18 protein-coding genes are annotated in these 16189 nt (G+C 63.1%); 9 read left to right on the top strand and 9 right to left on the bottom strand.

Annotated features, from left to right (window positions below; translation table 11 throughout):
• Positions 1–8: 8 nt before the first annotated feature.
• Positions 9–2666 (top strand): nitrate reductase, encoded by a 2658-nt coding sequence (locus YUO_RS0123595; RefSeq protein WP_028349498.1) that lies wholly within the window; start codon positions 9–11, stop codon positions 2664–2666.
• An 18-nt stretch (positions 2667–2684) separates the two neighbouring features.
• Here the strand turns inward: YUO_RS0123595 and YUO_RS0123600 are convergent, their stop codons facing one another.
• From YUO_RS0123600 to YUO_RS0123610, 3 genes are all read right to left on the bottom strand, one after another.
• Positions 2685–3551, bottom strand: coding sequence for a hypothetical protein (locus YUO_RS0123600; RefSeq protein WP_235782801.1), 867 nt, complete (start codon positions 3549–3551; stop codon positions 2685–2687).
• Positions 3552–3806: 255 nt separating this feature from the next.
• Positions 3807–4994, bottom strand: a complete 1188-nt coding sequence (gene nhaA / locus YUO_RS0123605) for a Na+/H+ antiporter NhaA (RefSeq protein ID WP_051379602.1) — start codon at positions 4992–4994, stop codon at positions 3807–3809.
• A complete protein-coding gene (locus tag YUO_RS0123610) occupies positions 4991–5629 on the bottom strand; it encodes a TetR/AcrR family transcriptional regulator (protein ID WP_028349501.1) in 639 nt (212 codons plus the stop codon). Before YUO_RS0123610 ends, nhaA begins: the two co-directional genes overlap by 4 nt.
• 153 nt (positions 5630–5782) lie before the next feature.
• Here YUO_RS0123610 and YUO_RS0123615 point away from each other — a divergent pair, with 153 nt between their 5' ends.
• The 8 genes from YUO_RS0123615 (at position 5783) to YUO_RS0123650 (ending at position 11229) form a co-directional block, all read left to right on the top strand.
• A complete protein-coding gene (locus YUO_RS0123615; protein ID WP_028349502.1) occupies positions 5783–5992 on the top strand; it encodes a ferredoxin in 210 nt (69 codons plus the stop codon).
• Positions 5993–6052: 60 nt separating this feature from the next.
• Positions 6053–7273 carry a cytochrome P450 gene (locus YUO_RS0123620; RefSeq protein ID WP_028349503.1) on the top strand — a complete coding sequence of 407 codons (1221 nt, stop codon included), beginning with the start codon at positions 6053–6055 and terminating at the stop codon, positions 7271–7273.
• Between the two features lie 138 nt (positions 7274–7411).
• Entirely contained in the window at positions 7412–7945 is a 534-nt protein-coding gene (locus YUO_RS0123625; protein WP_028349504.1) for a VOC family protein, read from the top strand.
• Positions 7946–8029: 84 nt separating this feature from the next.
• Positions 8030–8590: a carboxymuconolactone decarboxylase family protein gene (locus YUO_RS0123630; RefSeq protein WP_028349505.1), complete on the top strand. Its 561-nt coding sequence runs from the start codon at positions 8030–8032 to the stop codon at positions 8588–8590.
• 66 nt (positions 8591–8656) lie between these two features.
• Positions 8657–9079, top strand: a complete 423-nt coding sequence (locus YUO_RS0123635) for a DOPA 4,5-dioxygenase family protein (RefSeq protein ID WP_028349506.1) — start codon at positions 8657–8659, stop codon at positions 9077–9079.
• A gap of 282 nt (positions 9080–9361) precedes the next feature.
• On the top strand, positions 9362–10270 hold the full coding sequence (locus YUO_RS0123640; protein ID WP_235782802.1) for a DUF2778 domain-containing protein: 909 nt from the start codon (positions 9362–9364) through the stop codon (positions 10268–10270).
• Complete coding sequence (locus YUO_RS0123645) at positions 10267–10536, top strand: hypothetical protein (RefSeq protein ID WP_028349508.1); 270 nt, start codon at positions 10267–10269, stop codon at positions 10534–10536. The genes YUO_RS0123640 and YUO_RS0123645 overlap by 4 nt, the downstream gene beginning before the upstream one ends.
• 81 nt (positions 10537–10617) lie before the next feature.
• Positions 10618–11229 (top strand): nuclear transport factor 2 family protein, encoded by a 612-nt coding sequence (locus YUO_RS0123650; protein ID WP_028349509.1) that lies wholly within the window; start codon positions 10618–10620, stop codon positions 11227–11229.
• Here YUO_RS0123650 and YUO_RS0123655 read toward each other — a convergent pair.
• From YUO_RS0123655 to YUO_RS0123680, 6 genes are read right to left on the bottom strand one after another with little or no spacing between them, the layout of a single operon-like run.
• On the bottom strand, positions 11222–12262 hold the full coding sequence (locus YUO_RS0123655) for a 5-methyltetrahydropteroyltriglutamate--homocysteine methyltransferase (RefSeq protein ID WP_198028075.1): 1041 nt from the start codon (positions 12260–12262) through the stop codon (positions 11222–11224). The two genes, YUO_RS0123650 and YUO_RS0123655, sit on opposite strands and share 8 nt — an antisense overlap.
• A gap of 36 nt (positions 12263–12298) precedes the next feature.
• A complete protein-coding gene (locus YUO_RS0123660) occupies positions 12299–13168 on the bottom strand; it encodes a fumarylacetoacetate hydrolase family protein (RefSeq protein WP_028349511.1) in 870 nt (289 codons plus the stop codon).
• Positions 13165–13830 carry a polysaccharide deacetylase family protein gene (locus YUO_RS0123665; protein ID WP_028349512.1) on the bottom strand — a complete coding sequence of 222 codons (666 nt, stop codon included), beginning with the start codon at positions 13828–13830 and terminating at the stop codon, positions 13165–13167. The genes YUO_RS0123660 and YUO_RS0123665 overlap by 4 nt, the downstream gene beginning before the upstream one ends.
• Positions 13831–13842: 12 nt before the next feature.
• Positions 13843–14643 carry an ABC transporter permease gene (locus YUO_RS0123670; RefSeq protein WP_028349513.1) on the bottom strand — a complete coding sequence of 267 codons (801 nt, stop codon included), beginning with the start codon at positions 14641–14643 and terminating at the stop codon, positions 13843–13845.
• A gap of 7 nt (positions 14644–14650) precedes the next feature.
• Positions 14651–15448 carry an ABC transporter ATP-binding protein gene (locus YUO_RS0123675; protein WP_235782803.1) on the bottom strand — a complete coding sequence of 266 codons (798 nt, stop codon included), beginning with the start codon at positions 15446–15448 and terminating at the stop codon, positions 14651–14653.
• Entirely contained in the window at positions 15427–16182 is a 756-nt protein-coding gene (locus YUO_RS0123680) for an ABC transporter permease (protein WP_028349515.1), read from the bottom strand. Before YUO_RS0123680 ends, YUO_RS0123675 begins: the two co-directional genes overlap by 22 nt.
• Positions 16183–16189: the final 7 nt, after the last annotated feature.

The raw sequence follows: 16189 nt of genomic DNA on the forward strand, positions 1-16189 counted from the left end.
GATCGTCCGTGGCAGTGAAGACAACCTGTCCGTATTGCGGGGTCGGCTGCGGCGTTGTCGCTGACAGAGGTCCCGCCGGCGCCGTGACCGTCCGGGGCGATCCGCTTCATCCCGCCAATTTCGGGCGGCTGTGCGCGAAAGGCTCGGCGCTCGCCGAGACCATCGGCCTCGAGGGGCGGCTGCTCGCCCCTGTGGTCAACGGGCAGGAAGCGAACTGGGATACGGCGCTCGACCATGTCGCGGAGGGATTTGGCAGAATCATCCGCGAGCATGGACCGGATTCGATCGCGTTCTACGTCTCCGGCCAGATTCTTACCGAGGACTATTACGTCATCAACAAGCTCGCCAAGGGCTTCATCGGCACTGCGAACATCGACACCAACTCGCGGCTGTGCATGGCCTCGAGCGTGGCGGGCCACAAGCGTGCGTTCGGCAGCGACACCGTTCCGGGTTGCTATGAGGACCTCGAAACCGCCGATCTCCTGGTCCTCGTAGGCTCCAATGCCGCCTGGTGCCATCCGATCCTCTACCAGCGCATGGTGGCGGCCAAGGCTAGCAACCCCGCGTGCCGCATCGTCGTGATCGACCCGCGGCGGACCGCGACATGCGACGGCGCCGATCTGCACCTGCCGCTTCGCTCGGGCAGCGACTCCGTGCTGTTCAACGGGTTGCTCGCGCATCTTACATCGCGCAATGCCATCGATCGCGCATTCGTGGATGGCTTCACCACCGGCGCCGAAGCAGCCCTGCGGCAGGTAGCCGGCCAGACGGTCGCGCAGACGGCCGACATCTGTGGCCTGGGCGAGGGCGCCGTGGCGTTGTTCTTCGACTGGTTTGCCAAAACCGAGCGGGTCGTCACGCTCTATTCGCAAGGTATCAACCAGTCGAGCAGCGGCGTCGACAAGGTCAATTCGATCATCAACTGTCATTTGTTGACCGGCCGCATCGGGCGGCCCGGTATGGGGCCGTTCTCGCTGACCGGACAACCCAACGCCATGGGCGGCCGGGAAGTCGGCGGGCTGGCCAACCAGCTCGCCGCCCATATGGAGGTCGAGAACCCGCAGCATCGCGACATCGTTCAACGCTTCTGGCAATCGCCTGTGATCGCGGACAAGCAGGGCCTCAAGGCCATCGACATGTTCGACGCGATTGCCGATCAGCGCATCAAGGCGGTCTGGATCATGTCCACCAATCCGCTGGTCAGCCTGCCGGAGGCCGATCGTGTACGCCACGCGCTCGAGGCATGCGAGCTTGTCGTCGTGTCCGATTGCATGCGGCATACCGACACCACGCGTCACGCTCACGTGTTGCTGCCGGCGCTTACCTGGGGCGAAAAGGACGGCACCGTCACCAATTCCGAACGCCGCATTTCCCGGCAGCGATCGTTCCTGCCGGCGCCCGGCGCCGCAAGGGCCGATTGGCGGACCGTCTGCGACGTCGCCCGGCGCATGGGCTTTTCGGGGTTCGACTATCCGAGCGCTGCGGCGATCTTCCGCGAGCACGCCGGGCTTTCGAGTTTTGAGAATAACGGGACGCGCGATTTCGATCTGTCCGCCCTAAACACGCTCGACGACCGCGCTTACGATGCGCTTACTCCGATCCAATGGCCTGTGACGCGCGAATATCCGACCGGCACGCCACGGATGTTCGAAACGCGCGAATTCTTCACTGCCGACCGCAAAGCCCGGTTCGTGCCGGTGACGCCGCGCGCTGCCGTCAACGCGACCAGCCGCGACCATCCGCTGGTGCTCAATACCGGGCGGGTCCGCGATCAATGGCACACCATGACGCGGACCGGGAAATCGGCGCGGCTGCTGGCGCATGTTTTCGAGCCGCATGCCGAATTCCATCCCGATGACGCGCGCATGGCCGGCGTCGAGAATGGCGGGCTTGCGCGGCTGACCAGCCCGTGGGGCGAGATGGTGGCGCGCGTCGTCGTCACCGCCGAGCAGCGGCGCGGCTGCGTGTTCGTACCGATGCACTGGAACGGTGAGTATGCCGGCGAGGGCCGGGTCAACGCGCTGGTCAATCCGGCGACCGATCCGATCTCCGGACAGCCAGAGTCCAAGCATACGCCGGTCAAGGCAGCCGCTTACTTGCCGAAATGGCATGCCTTCATCCTCAGCCGTCGGGAGATCGAGCGTCCCGCCGCGGGTTACTGGGTCGGCGGGCTTTCAGGGACGTGCTGGCGGATGGAGCTCGCCGGCGACGAGCGGCCGCAGAGCTGGCGCGATTGGGCGCGGGCGCAACTCCGCGTCGGGCACGACATCGAATGGATCGCCTATCGCGATCCGAAGGTTGGCCGCTTCCGCTACGCCGCTGTTCGCGACGGCCGGCTGGAAGGCTGCGTGTTCATTGCGCCCGATCACAGGCTGGTTTCGCGGTCGTGGCTCTCCGGCCTGTTCGCGGAACAGGAATTGTCACCGAGTGCGCGGATGTCGCTGCTGACGGGGCAGCCGCTCGATGCCGCTCAGGACGTCGGGCCCATCGTCTGCTCGTGCTTCGGTGTCGGGCAGCACCAAATCTCGGCCGAAATCCAAAAGGGAGCGGCTAGCGTCGATGACGTCGGCCGGCGCCTGAAGGCCGGCACAAATTGCGGCGCCTGCAAGCCGGAGATCGGGAAGCTTTTGCGCGGCGCGGCCGTGCGCGACCCGCATCCGGCATGAAACCGGCCGCACCCGCCGCTAATTCTTGATCGCGTAGAGCGGTGTTCGGACCGTTAGCTGATAGGATGGCTTCGGCGTCCAGGCGATCTGCGCGGTGATGCCGAACAGCCGATTATCGTCGTCATCCATGCGGTCGAGGTCGAACCGCACGATCGGCTGCGTGAACGCGGGAAACGGCGTCAGGTTCAGAAGCTGCGCCCCGCCGAAGGATTGCACGCCGAAGCGGCCCGTTAGCTTCCAGTTGTTGTCCCACTGATAATAACCGCCGACATAGCCCATGACATCGGGGCTGACGCGAGCGAGCGGGGTATCGACGAAGACTCTGGCGTATTGCGCGCCAGCGAGCAGCCCGCGCGTCTCATCCGCGTTCAGTGCGTAGTCCGCCTCGAGGATGGTGTTGTAGGCCGTCGTGGCCAGCGGCGCGTCGGAAATCGATCGCGTCGCGTTGGCTTGGATGGTGATGGTCGGAAACGTTCCGCCGTTCTGCTGATAGATGTCGGCCTGAAATCCGACGGTGAAGGCGTAGATCGAGAACGTCGTCCAGGGATCGGTACCCGCCTGCGAGGTGGCACCGCTGACGCCGCCATAGACCGAGAGCCGATCGTTGACATCGACGGTCAAGGGCAGGTCGATCGAGAGGCTTTGGCTGGACGGCGAGGTAAGGGTTCGGAGCGAGGAAAGGTTCGCCAGCCTCGATAACAACGGAGGCGCGCTGAATCCGATCGAGAGCGAGCCGGCGGGCAGCGTCGAGTAGATGGTTCTCATGTCGAGGTAGAAGTTCGGCAGGGCGGGCTTGGTTGTTGCCGCATCTTCTTCATCGTCGTCTTTGTCTTTTCCGAGGGCCAGACCTGAAAGGCAGAACGACACCAGCACGCCGAGAGCCACGCTTCTGACAGATCGCGCTGGCGCGAACCTCAGCCGCCGAGGTGCAGTGGACTTGGTAATATTCGTGCTCAATCGACGCCGCCTTTGACCGGCCCACATGACCATTTGGTCGCGGCGAATACAAGCAGCGGTCGTCGCGCGGGCCCTCGATCTTGCGGCAGGTGTGGCGCGTTTGCTCCGCGTGACAAACCGAGCTGGCGCCCGGGGCAGGGCAAGGACGTCATGCGTCGGTGACGAGTTCGCCGGATATTTCCGTCATTTCGAAGAAATTCCGCTGGACTTCCCGATGATGGAGAACATCACGGCCGCTATGATGCCAGACAGCAGAGATGCCAAGAGAACGCCGAGCCGGACCTGCGCGAGGACGGTTTCGTCGTCGAACGCCAGCGTTCCGATGAAGAGGCTCATGGTGAAACCGATGCCGGTCAGGATGGCCGTGGCATAGAATTTCGCCGTCGTGGCCCCACCCGGCATCGCAGCGAGGCCCAGCCTGACGGCGAGCAGCGAAGCGCCGAAGACGCCGAGCTGCTTGCCGATGAACAGCCCCGCGATGATCCCAAGTGGTATCGGCCCTGTCAGCTTTTCCAGGGTCAGCCCATGAAACGATACGCCTGCATTGGCGAAGGCAAAGAGCGGCACGATGGCGAAACTCACCCAGGGCTTGAGTGCATGTTCGGTGTCCTCGAGCAGGCTGTGGCCATTATGCCGGGTCAGCGGCATCGCGAAGCCGACAGCGACACCGGCAAGTGTCGCATGCACGCCGGATTTGAGTACGCAGACCCAGGTGAAAAGGCCGGCGATCAGATAGAAAGCGGGCCTTCGCACGTCGAGCAGGTTGAGGACCACGAGCGCAGCGATGCCGAGTGCGCCGAGCCCCAGCGCCAGAACCGAAAGGTCGGCAGCATAGAACATCGCGATGACGATGATAGCCATGAGGTCGTCGATGATCGCAAGCGCCAACAGAAAAGTCTTTAGCGAGGCTGGTACCTTGCGTCCCAGCATGGCGCAGACGCCGAGCGCAAAGGCAATGTCGGTGGCTGCAGGTATGGCCCAGCCGCGCAACGCCTCGGCATCGCTCCAGTTGATCGCGGCAAAAATGGCGGCCGGCGTGACAAAGCCGCCGAACGCGGCGATCACGGGCAATGCCGCTTTCTTCGGGCTCGCCAGCGCACCCTCGATCGCCTCGCGTTTGATCTCGAGGCCGACCAGCAGAAAGAATACCGCCATCAAGCCGTCGTTGATCCAGTGTTCGAGCGTCTTGCTCAGTCCGATCGATCCGATCCGCACCTCGCCGGTCGTATGCAACAGCGCCTGATAGTGCGGCCCGAGCGGCGAGTTAGCGACGATGAGCGCTGCGGCTGCGGCGATGCCAAGCGCGATACCGCCATAAAGGTCGGTATTGTCGGCAATGTGAGGTGTGGCCGTCGGAGTCTTGGCCGTCATGAGCCAGCCTTGCTGGCCTTCTCGATGGCAACGGACAGCGCGAGCTTGGTTTCCTGCACGATGTCCTCGACCAGTTCTTCCCGGCTGACATGGGCAGCCTGGCCGGTGAGCAATCCCTGTTCGGCGAGCATGACCACGCCGTGTAGCGAGGCCCAGATCTTGAGAGCGCTCCGCTCGCGCAACAGTTCTACAGCGGGCGCCTCCAACGCCTCTACCAGGAGCTCGAAGGTCTCCATTGCTGCACTATGCAGCTCGCTGCCTTTCGGCGCGCATGCCATGGTTCGAGACGCGAACATCAGGCGATAGATGCCGTTGCGGCGCAGGCCGAAATCAAGCGTGAGCTGCGCGAAGCGCGACAGCTTCGACTGCTTCGACGGCTTTTCAAGCGCCGTACGCATCATGGCGCTGAACTGACGGAACGCTTCGGCCGTCACAGCCGTCAGCAGCGTCTCGCGATCGGCAAAATGCTTGTAGGGCGCCGGCTGCGAGACGCCGAGTTTCTTGGCCAGCGCGCTGATGCTGATCGCTTCGGGGCCGCCCAGTTCCACTTCATGCAACGCGGCTTGAACCAGGGCATCACGAAGATCCCCATGGTGGTAGGCTTTCAGCGCTTTACGTGCGGGTCGAGGCGACATTCAGTTCCATGATCTATAACTTTTGCCTTGACAGCACAACGGCAACGCGAATGTAATATGATATAACTTCGCGGTGCTGCGGCCGATCTGCGCTGCTGCGCCGACAGAAAGGCAGCGCGAGACAATGCGCGCCACAAAGAGGGGAACGCTGCGATGGCTGCAAAGCTGAAGGTCCGCGTCGACCAGGACAAATGCCAGGGACACGCGCGCTGTAAATCACTGGCCCCCGAACTGTTCGACCTCGACGAATTCGGCAACGCGCACGAAACAGGCGACGGTTCTGTGCCTGCGGGCCTGGAAGACAAGGCCTGGCTCGCCCAGAGTAACTGTCCGGAAATTGCCATCGAGGTGACCGAAGAATAATCCGGTCGCGGATCTTTCATCCATCACGATCTGAACGAACCAAGCAGAGGAATTGCTCCGATGTCCGATTCCGCCAGCATCATGCCCGAGCATCCGCCAGTCACCGACTGGATCAACGATTTCGACCATACCGACCCGGTGTGGACGGAAGATCCATTTCCGATCTGGGAAAAGCTGCGCGCGGCTTCGCCGGTCGTTCATACCGAGCGCTTTCTCGGCTGCTACATGCCGACCACCTACCAGGCGGTGAAGGAAATCGCCTACGACACCGAGCACTTTTCTTCCCGACGTGTGATCGTGCGCGACGTTCGTCCGGAGATCACGGCCCGCGCGCCGCCGATCACCTCTGACCCGCCCGAGCACAAGCCGGCCAAGCAAATTCTGCTGCCGCCCTTCACCCCGGACGCGATGAAGAAGCTGGAGCCGCGGGTCCGCGCGATCTGCAACGAGCTGATCGACGAGTTCATTGCTGACGGCAAATGCGACGCCGCCGCCCGCTACACCAAGCACATTCCGGTGCGCGCCATCGCGCACATGCTTGGGATTCCCGAGAAGGACGGCGATCTCTTCATCAAATGGATTCACGGCATCCTTGAACTCGGCATCAAGGACGATAACGCGCTGATGGAGGCGGTGAAGGAGATGACCGGCTATTTCGCCGGCCATCTCGAGCAGCGCAAAAAGCAACCGACCGACGATCTGATCTCGACCTTGATGAAGGCAAAGGACAAGGACGGAAACCCGCTCACGGACGAACACGTGCTGGGTTCGCTGCGGCTGCTGTTGATCGCCGGCATCGACACCACCTGGAGCGCGATCGGCTCCTCGCTGTGGCATCTGGCGAAAACGCCCGCGGACCGCGAGCGCTTGGTCAAGGAGCCGGAGCTGATGCCGCTCGCTGTTGAGGAATTGCTGCGCGCCTACTCGCCGGTGACGATGGCGCGCGAGGTGATGAGGGAGACGACGGTCAGTGGCTGCCCGGTCAAACCCGGCAACATGGTGCTGCTGTCGTTCCCGGCCGCCAACCGCGATCCCGCCATGTTCCCCGATGCCGACAAGGTGGTCATCGACCGCAAGGAGAACCGCCACGCCGCGTTCGGCCTCGGCATTCATCGCTGCGTTGGCTCCAATCTCGCTCGCATGGAAATGACGGTTGCGATCGAGGAATGGCTGAAACGGATTCCTGAGTTCAGGCTCGATCCGGCCGGCAAGGTCACATGGTCGGAAGGCACCGTTCGCGGCCCCCGTCAGTTGCCCCTGCTGTTCGGGAAGGCGAACTGAGCATTCGGTGCTAGATAGGCATCGTGTCCCGGACGCAGCGCCGAACAGGCGCGGCACCGCGTCCGGGATAGCGGTGCTCTGAACGGCAGGATCAAGACACATAGAAGATACACCGCCGGCAGCAGACGGGAGGTCGTGATGAGCCGTATCTTTGGTGCAGTCTGCCAGAACGGATATGTCGTCCGCGATATCCGCGCCGCCATGGATCATTGGATCAATGTGATGGGCGTCGGGCCCTGGTACTACATCGACAAGGTCAAGACCGATTACTTTCGCCACCGCGGCCAGGACGCCGCCATGGAGATGAGCGTAGCGCTTGCCAATTCCGGCGATCTCCAGATCGAGCTGATCCAGCAGCGCAACGACGCGCCCTCGATGTACAAGGAGTTTCTCGATTCCGGCCGCGAGGGCTTGCAGCACATGTCGTACTGGACCCGCGAATATCAGGTCCTCTACGACCGCGCGCTGTCGCTTGGCTATAAAGTGGGACACGAGGGCCAGATCGGCGGCGAAAAAGGCCGCTTCGCCTATTTCGATACCCAAGCCCATCCCGGCACCGTGGTGGAGATTTCAGACATCAGCGGAAGCAAGGGAAGTTTCTTCGAGCACATCCGCCGGGTTGCCGCCGATTGGGACGGCTCCGATCCGATCCGCGAAGTCGGCGGCCGCTGAGCGATGCGCGATCCGGCAACCGTGAAGCAACCAGAGCGCGAAAGCGTCCGCAATGGCAATAAGAACGGCAAGAAGGAGAGGCGAATGGCCAGACTTCCCCTGATCGATCCGGCGACAACCAGCGGTGACGTGCGTGCGTCCTTCGATCGGATGCCGGTCGTATTGAATATCTTTCGCATGATGGCGCATGCCGAGGCCAATTTCATTCCGGCGATGCGGTTCGCCAATTCGATCCTGCACCGCCAGAAGCTCAGCCACGTCAATCGCGAATTGCTGATTCTTCAGGTCGCGCAATGGGAGCACGGCGAATATGAGTGGCGGCAGCATGTTCCTATAGCACTCGGCGTCGGCGTTACCCAGCGGCAGATCGACTGCATCGAACAGGGCAAATACGAGGACGCCGCCTTCAATGCTGCCGAAAAGGCGCTGCTGGCGTTCGGCCGCGAAGTGATCGAGAACGTGCGCGTTTCAGAACCGGTCTTCGCCGCTATGCGCAGGCATTTCAGCGAGCAGGAGATCGTCGAATCGATTCTCGCGATCGGCTTCTACATGACGATGGCGCGGCTGACGGAAGCGACCGAGGTTGATCTCGACCTCGCCGCTGGTATGACCGTCTTCGAGGGCGGCCAGAAGCGAACGGGCTGACATTGACCACGCCCCCGGTTGCAGCGATCATCGGCCGGTCCAATGATAGCGTGGAGCACAGAGATGATGAGTGAGCCCGGTTCGAGCGGTCCGCGACCACTAGGCGAAATCGCCAGCTATCACGCCCACATCTACTACGATCCGGCGACCACGCGGGCCGAGGCCGAGCAACTGCGCACGTGGATCGGCGAGCGCTTTTCGGTCACGCTCGGACGGTGGCACGACGTCAAGGTCGGCCCGCACGATCAGGCCATGTACCAGGTCGCCTTTGCCCGCGAGGTATTTTCTGAGCTGGTCCCTTGGCTGATGCTCAACCATGGCAAATTGAGTGTCCTGGTCCATCCGAATACGACCAATCCGCGGCGGGACCATCTCGCCGATCCGGTCTGGATCGGGCCGGCGCTGGCCGTACATGGCGATAAGCTGCCAGAGCACGCCGAGATGGAAGAGGCGCCGGCACCGAATACCAATCCAATTCTCCGGCCTTGAGCCGCGGCTCCGCCGGTCGAAAACCCCGGCCCGTTTACCAATACAAGGCTTGAACCTGTGAATTCGGCCGGTCATGATGGCCGTGAGCGCCTGTCTCGATTATGCCTTACTTTGGTTTGCATTATGGTGGGACTTATTCGGTGAATCCCTTAGGAGTCATTCGATTCCGAAGCGCCGATCCGGGGACGAATGGATAGAGTCAAGACCAGCACAGCCGGGCTTGCGTCAAGCCGCGGTACCCGATTGCTCCGTGAGATGGCATTCGGGACGGCGGCGCTTGCCATGGCATTGGGGTTGGCCGCCTGGGTGACCGATTTCGATGTGGTCGCCTTGATCAAGCCCGCATCCGCGAATGTCGGCAGCACATCCTCGTTCGACGAGCGCTTCGGCACCGCCTCGGTGCGGCGTTCGCTGACCATCAACTATCCCTGGCGTGCCGCCGCCCGCCCCCAGCGCGCGGACTTCGATGCGGAGTTCGCCTACATCGAAATCCTGTTGGGCGGACAATCGCGCGAGGAGCAATCGCGTGAGGAGAACGTGCAGTCCCCGCCGCCCGCCCCGACGGTCGAGGCAGCCATCCCGCTCCCGAGGTCCCGGCCGGTCCTGGCCAACCTTCAGTCGGCGAGAAACGATCCGCCGCCGGTCTCGTCCGACAACCGCACCATGTTCGACAAGCTTGCCGATCTGGTGCCGATGCGCTTCTCGCTAGCCTCGTTGACGCCGGGGGATGGGCTGCTCAGCGAGCGCAAGGATCTGGCGGCGCTAGGCTATGACAGTCAGACCGCCGTCTATGACATTTCGGCCCGCGCCGTTTACCTGCCGAGCGGCACCAAGCTCGAGGCACACTCAGGGCTGGGCAGCCTGATGGACAATCCGGCACATGTCGACCAGCGCATGGTCGGCGCGACGCCGCCCAACGTCTACGATTTGAAGCCGCGCGAGAAACTGTTTCACGGTGTCGCGGCGCTGCGCATGACCCCGATCGGCGAAAACGAAATGCACGGGCGGACGGGCCTGCTCGTGCACAGCTACCTGCTCGGGCCCAACGGCGACTCCAACGGTTGCGTCTCGATCAAGGACTACGACAGGTTCCTGCAGGCCTACCGGAACGGCGAGGTCAAGCGCCTCGTCGTCGTGCCGAGTCTGCGCGAAGGCCTCACCGCGTCGCGGCGTTCGCCATCTCCGTCATGACCGCAGTTGCGGGCGATGCCGCCGATTCCGACACCCCGCTGCGGGCGGTCTTCAACATCAGCCTGAACGGCAGGACGGTCTCGATCGCCACCGTCGGTCAGGCCTATCGCTTCATCACCAATCTCTCATCGATCGAATGGATCGAATTCCGCGCGCTGCACGCCAATGCAGTGCAAGCACTGCAGGGCGCCGCTGATAACGCGATGCTGACCGTACAGGCGACCAACGCCTTGCGTGCGCTGTTCGTCCGCGCGAAGCTGTTGTGAAGGCGCCGGCCTGTCAGTGGAAGCCCCATGGTTATGGCTCATGGACGCTTGAGAAAATATGTCCCAAGGGAAAATGCCCGCATGCCCGTAAGTCACGCCGAGATTGAAGACGATCGCCTGATCCGGGAATTGGTGCAGAACTGGGCGATCTGGCGCGATGCCGGAGATTGGGAGCGTTTCCGCACGGTCTGGCATCCGGACGGCCGCATGATGGCGACCTGGACGCAGGGCACCGGTGACGAGTTCATCGAAATCAGCAAGCAGGCCTGGGCCAAGGGCGTCAGCATCCTGCATTTTCTCGGCGGCATCTCGGTCGACTTGGCGGGAAATCGCGCGATTGCGCAGACCAAGATGACGATCTCGCAGCGTGCCGAGGTCGAGGGCGTGCTGTGCGACGTGCTCTGCACCGGGAGATTCTACGACTTCCTCGAAAAGCGGGAGGGACGCTGGGGCATCGTGCTGCGCCAGCCGATCTATGAGAAGGACCGTATGGATCCCGTCACGCCGGGTACGGCGCCGGTGCTGGACAAGGCTCTCCTCGAGCAATTCCCGCCGGGCTACCGCCATCTCGCCTATTTGCAGACCCGCATCGGCTACACGGTCAAGCGCGACATGCCCGGCCTGAAGGGACCCGAGGTCGAGGCCTTGTATGCGCGCGGCGCGGCGTGGCTGCAGGGCAGGCCGCTTAGCTGACCTCCTTGCGCACCGTCGCTGCGGCGCCGCACATCGCCTTCAATTTCCCAAACGCGACATGGCGCGGCATGTATTTCATGCCGCAATCGGGCGCGATGACCAGCCGGTCGGCGGCGACGTGCTTGAGGCCGTTGCGGATGCGGCCGGCCACCACATCGGCAGATTCGATCTCGGGATTACCGAGGTCGAGTACGCCAAGCATGATCTTCTTCGACGACAGGTCCTTGAGCACGCCGAGATCGAGTTTCGGCTGCGCCGCCTCGATCGAAATCTGCTCGGCACTGGTGTCGGCGAGCTCGGCGAGGAACGAATAGCCGGCCGGCTTGGTCGAGCCGGGGACGACCGCGGCATAGCCGAAGCACAGATGCACAACGGTCGGCACGGTGATGCCTTGCAGGGCGCGGTTGATTGCCTTGACGGCGTAGCGGCGGGCAAGGTCCGGGTTGTTGCGCACCCAGGGTTCGTCGAGCTGGATCACGTCAGCGCCGGCCTTTTGCAGATCGAGCGCTTCGGCGTTGACGGCTTCGGCAAATGCCATCGCCAGCTCTTCATCGTCCTTGTAGTACTCGTTCTTCGCCTGCTGGCTCATCGTGAACGGGCCAGGCAGGGTGATCTTGGCCGCGCGATCGGTATTCTGGCGCAGAAATTCCATGTCGTGCAGCTCGACCGGGCCGCGGCGTTTTACCGGACCGACCACACGCGGCACCGGCGTTTCGTGTCCGCTACGCGAGGTGATCATCGCCGGATTTTCGTCATCGATGCCTTCAAGCGCGGTGGCGAAGCGATTGGAATAGCTCTCGCGGCGGATTTCGCCGTCGGTCACGATGTCGATGCCGGCGCGCTCCATGTCCCTGATCGCAATGATGGTGGCGTCGTCCTGCGCTTCTTCCAGGTGCTCCGCAGGCAGCCGCCACATCGCGTGCAGGCGCGTGCGCGGCACCACTTTTGACAACATCGCGCGATCGACCAGCCATTCCGGCTGCGGGTAACTGCCGACGACGGTGGTCGGCAGAAGATGTTTCGGCAGGTTCATCAGTATCTCCTTGCTCTTATTGTTGTTCCTCTCACATCAAGCCGCGCGTGTCGCAGCCGCCGCAACCTCGTCCTTTACGGGATTGCGCAGCACGCCGATGCCGGATACCTCGATCTCGACCACGTCGCCATCCTTCATCCACAGCGGCGGCGTGCGGTAGGCGCCGACGCCGCCGGTGGTGCCGGTGACGATGACGTCGCCGGGGACAAGTTCGGTGAAGGTCGAGCAGTAGGCGATCAGGGCAGGGACGTCGAACACGAGGTCCGAGATCGGCGCGGCCTGCACTTCGACGCCGTTGAGGCGGGTCGCAATGGTCTGCTTGCTGATGTCGGGGATTTCGTCCGTCGTGACCATCCATGGGCCGAATGCGCCGGTGCCGACAAAATTCTTTCCCGGCGCGAACTGCGAGGTGTGGCGCTGCCAGTCGCGGATGCTTCCGTCATTGTAGCAGGCATAGCCCGCAACATGCGCCAGCGCCTCTTCCCGCGAAATCCGGCGGCCGGCCTTGCCGATGATCACGGCCATCTCGCCCTCAAAGTCGAAACGTTCGGATTCCAGCGGCCGGATCATCGGCTGGCCACCGCCGACCTGGCTATTGGCGAAACGCGTGAAGATCATCGGGTGCGGCGGCGTGGGGTGGCCGCTTTCGGCAAGGTGCGTAGCGTAGTTGACGCCGATGCAGAAGATCTTGTCCGGGTCGGGCACGGTCGGAAGCAGCTCGATTTCGGCCAATGCATAATCGGGACGCTCACCCTGCAGCGCTTTCAGTTCGTCGAGCAACCCCTTGGCGAGCAGCGACTTCAGGGTCGGATAAGCCTTAAGCCGTTTTCCGGCATCGATAATGCCTGCGTTCGTGACCAGGCCGTAGGTTGCCGTTTGACCTGCCTTGAAACTCGCGATCCTCATGTTGTGACACTCTCTTCGATGTTGGAAACGTAGGGCTGTATGGGCAGCACGATCTTACCCGACCGGATCGGGACGCAGTCGGGCGGAAAGTCCTGGTGGAAGCGCGCGCCGGCTTCCTCTACTCGGTCGAGAAAGCACTCAAGGTGATCCATGGCACCGCCAGGCAGATCGTGCAGCACCATCAGGCTCCACGGCTGCGAGCGGCACAGGTCGAGGGCTCGATCGACCCAGCCATCGGGATCAACCCAATCGCGCGGGATGGCGTTCCAGAGCACGCAGCTATGCCTGTTGCGGATGAGGTAGTCGACCACGGAGGGCTTCAACAGCCGCCGATCGAGATTGCCGCCGCCGCCGAACGGCCTGAACCAGCGCTCTGCATGGGCGAGGTTGCCGATTGCATCTTGCGTCCGGCCGATCTCGCTTTGTGCCGCGTTCGGATCGCGTTGCTGCCCGAGCGGCACGGTGTGCGTAAAGGTGTGATTGCCGATCCAGTGGCCTTCATCATGCGCGCGTGCGGCCAGCCGGCGGCGCTCGCCATCGCCGAGCTTTTCGCCGATCACGAAGAACGTCGTCTTGATACTGCGCTCGCGTAAGATATCGAGTACGCGCGGCGTGACGCCGGGCTCGGGACCGTTGTCGAATGTCAGCGTCAGGTCGAACACGCTTGCACTCCGTCAGGTCGCAGGCTGCAGGGCAGCGGGCGCGACTTCGCCCGCGGAGTCTTGCCCGGCGCGTGTGCCGGTCTGCCAGATCGCGGCCTTGCGCTCGATCCATTTGATGGCGGCGTTGAAGGCGATCGCCATCGCCAGAACCAGCAATACGCCGGCGAAAACGTGCGGGCTATCGAGGATGGTGCGATAGCGCGAGATCAGATAGCCGATGCCCGCCGACGAGATCAGCATTTCCGACACCACCACACCGACGATCACAAGCGCGCCACCGACGCGCAGTCCCGACAACACGGTCGGGATCGCCGCCGGGATGATAACGCGAACCAGCCGCTGGCTCAGCGTCGCGCCCATGCTGCGGGCGGCCAGCAGCAATTGCGGATCGATGGTCTGGATGCCTGCGGCAGTCGCCAGCATCGTCGGCAGAAAACCATAGATCGAAGCGAAGGCGATCTTGGATTCCGAGCCGATGCCGAGCCAGACCGTGAAGACGGGATAGAGGATGACCAGCGGCACCGCATAGAGGCTTGAGACCATCGGCATGATCAGGATGCGCGGCCGCGGCAGGCTGCCGACGATGGCGCCGAGCAGGATGCCACCGCCGCAGGCGAATGCCATCGAGATCGCGACCTCGTAGAGCGTGACGGCAAGGGCGTGGCCGTATTCGCCAGCCTCGTTCCATCCAGCCGCGAGCGTCGAGGACAGCGACGGCAGAAATAGTTCCGGAATGAAGCCGGCACGCGGCAGGATTTCCCACAGCGCAATGAGCCCGAACACGATCAATCTGCGAAGTGTTGCCGCGCTCATGCCTACCTCACGCCGATTTGCGGATGTGCCGCCAGATGCGGTCGCGCAGGCTGCCGAACGCGTCGCCGCTCAGCATCTCATAGGTGCGCGGGCGGGGCAGCGAGACCTGCAGATGATCGACGATGCGGCCGGGGCGCGGCGACATCACGATCACCTCGTCGGCGAGATAGACCGCTTCCGTCAGGCTATGGGTCACGAATACCACCGTCTTGCCGGTCGCCGCCCAGATCCGCAGCAGCTCGTCGCCCATGGTCATGCGGGTCTGTTCGTCGAGCGCCGCGAACGGCTCGTCCATCAGCAGCACCGGCGGATCCTGCACCAGGCCGCGCGCAATCGAGACGCGCTGCTTCATGCCGCCCGACAGCTCATGCGGATGGCGCTTGCCGAAGCCGTCAAGTCCAACCAGCTTCAGCGCGTCTTGCGCCCTGGCGCGGCGATCGCTTTTTGTAACGCCGCGCAGCGCCAGCGGAAACTCGACGTTTTCTTCCGCCGTCAGCCAGGGAAACAGGCTGGCCTCCTGAAATACCACGCCGACCCGGTTCGGATCGGGCTCGGGGATCGGCGCGCCGCTGATGGTGATGGTGCCGGAGGTCTGCTGGCGCAGGCCGGCCATCATCATCAGAAGCGTCGACTTGCCGCAGCCGCTCGGGCCGACCAGCACCACGAAGCGGCCGGGCCTGACGTCGAGCGAAACGTCTTCCAGCGCGACGACGTCCTGCGTCGTGGTCTTGAAGATTTGCCCGACATTGCGGACTTCGATCGCGCCGGCCGGCTTCAGCGGGGTTATGTTCGCCAATGGCTGCATCGTGTCTCCACCCATCTGACCAGTTCATTGAAGGCAATCGCGATGGCGGCGATCATCACCACGCCGGCCAGCAATTGCTTCATCTGGAAGTTCTCGCCCCAAGTCGCAATCTGATGCCCGATGCCGTCGCGCGAGGCGTACATCTCGGCGAGAATGACGCCGGTGAGGTTGAAGATCATCGAGATCCGCAGCGCTTCCAGCAGGACGGGGAGCATGCTCGGCAGGTAGACGCGGAACGCGGTCTGAACAGGCGTCGCGCCATAGGAGCGGGCGACCGTCAAATGCTCGACCTTGACCGACTCCACCGCCGTCGTGGTCGACATGATCACAATGAAGATCGTAGAGAAGAAACCGAAGCCGACCTTCTGCGAAAAGCCGACCCCGAACACCAGGATGAACATCGGCAGGAAGATCGACTTCGGAATGCTGAAGGCGAAGAACAGCAGCGGCTTTGCCACCTCGGCAAAATAGCGGTTCTCTGCGATCAGGAAGCCGATCAGCGCTCCGACGGGAACGGCGAGGGCGAATGCGGTTACCACCTCGGTTGCGGTGACCGCGAGATCCTTGCGCACGCTCGCGCGCTGCAAGAGTTCGCCAAGCGTTGACAGCGTGTCGGAGGCGGAGGGGAGCAGGCGCGGATTGACGATGCCCGTCCGCGACAGGATTTCCCATATCGCAAACAGCGCCACCACAATGGCGACCCGCGCCGCCTTTACCGCTAGCCCGCTTTGCATCGCGCGT

This window comes from Bradyrhizobium murdochi (assembly GCF_000472965.1).
In the GTDB taxonomy this organism is placed as follows: domain Bacteria; phylum Pseudomonadota; class Alphaproteobacteria; order Rhizobiales; family Xanthobacteraceae; genus Bradyrhizobium; species Bradyrhizobium murdochi.

What these genes read in the sequence shown, in the direction of transcription:
- YUO_RS0123655 (WP_198028075.1), bottom strand. Translation starts at nt 12,262, where the DNA reads ATGAACCTGCCGAAACATCTTCTGCCGACCACCGTCGTCGGCAGTTAC.
- YUO_RS0123675 (WP_235782803.1), bottom strand. Translation starts at nt 15,448, where the DNA reads ATGCAGCCATTGGCGAACATAACCCCGCTGAAGCCGGCCGGCGCGATC.
- YUO_RS0123635 (WP_028349506.1), top strand. Translation starts at nt 8,657, where the DNA reads ATGAGTGAGCCCGGTTCGAGCGGTCCGCGACCACTAGGCGAAATCGCC.
- YUO_RS0123660 (WP_028349511.1), bottom strand. Translation starts at nt 13,168, where the DNA reads ATGAGGATCGCGAGTTTCAAGGCAGGTCAAACGGCAACCTACGGCCTG.
- YUO_RS0123620 (WP_028349503.1), top strand. Translation starts at nt 6,053, where the DNA reads ATGTCCGATTCCGCCAGCATCATGCCCGAGCATCCGCCAGTCACCGAC.
- YUO_RS0123630 (WP_028349505.1), top strand. Translation starts at nt 8,030, where the DNA reads ATGGCCAGACTTCCCCTGATCGATCCGGCGACAACCAGCGGTGACGTG.
- YUO_RS0123640 (WP_235782802.1), top strand. Translation starts at nt 9,362, where the DNA reads ATGGCATTGGGGTTGGCCGCCTGGGTGACCGATTTCGATGTGGTCGCC.
- YUO_RS0123625 (WP_028349504.1), top strand. Translation starts at nt 7,412, where the DNA reads ATGAGCCGTATCTTTGGTGCAGTCTGCCAGAACGGATATGTCGTCCGC.
- YUO_RS0123610 (WP_028349501.1), bottom strand. Translation starts at nt 5,629, where the DNA reads ATGTCGCCTCGACCCGCACGTAAAGCGCTGAAAGCCTACCACCATGGG.
- nhaA (WP_051379602.1), bottom strand. Translation starts at nt 4,994, where the DNA reads ATGACGGCCAAGACTCCGACGGCCACACCTCACATTGCCGACAATACC.
- YUO_RS0123670 (WP_028349513.1), bottom strand. Translation starts at nt 14,643, where the DNA reads ATGAGCGCGGCAACACTTCGCAGATTGATCGTGTTCGGGCTCATTGCG.
- YUO_RS0123645 (WP_028349508.1), top strand. Translation starts at nt 10,267, where the DNA reads ATGACCGCAGTTGCGGGCGATGCCGCCGATTCCGACACCCCGCTGCGG.
- YUO_RS0123680 (WP_028349515.1), bottom strand. Translation starts at nt 16,182, where the DNA reads ATGCAAAGCGGGCTAGCGGTAAAGGCGGCGCGGGTCGCCATTGTGGTG.
- YUO_RS0123615 (WP_028349502.1), top strand. Translation starts at nt 5,783, where the DNA reads ATGGCTGCAAAGCTGAAGGTCCGCGTCGACCAGGACAAATGCCAGGGA.
- YUO_RS0123650 (WP_028349509.1), top strand. Translation starts at nt 10,618, where the DNA reads ATGCCCGTAAGTCACGCCGAGATTGAAGACGATCGCCTGATCCGGGAA.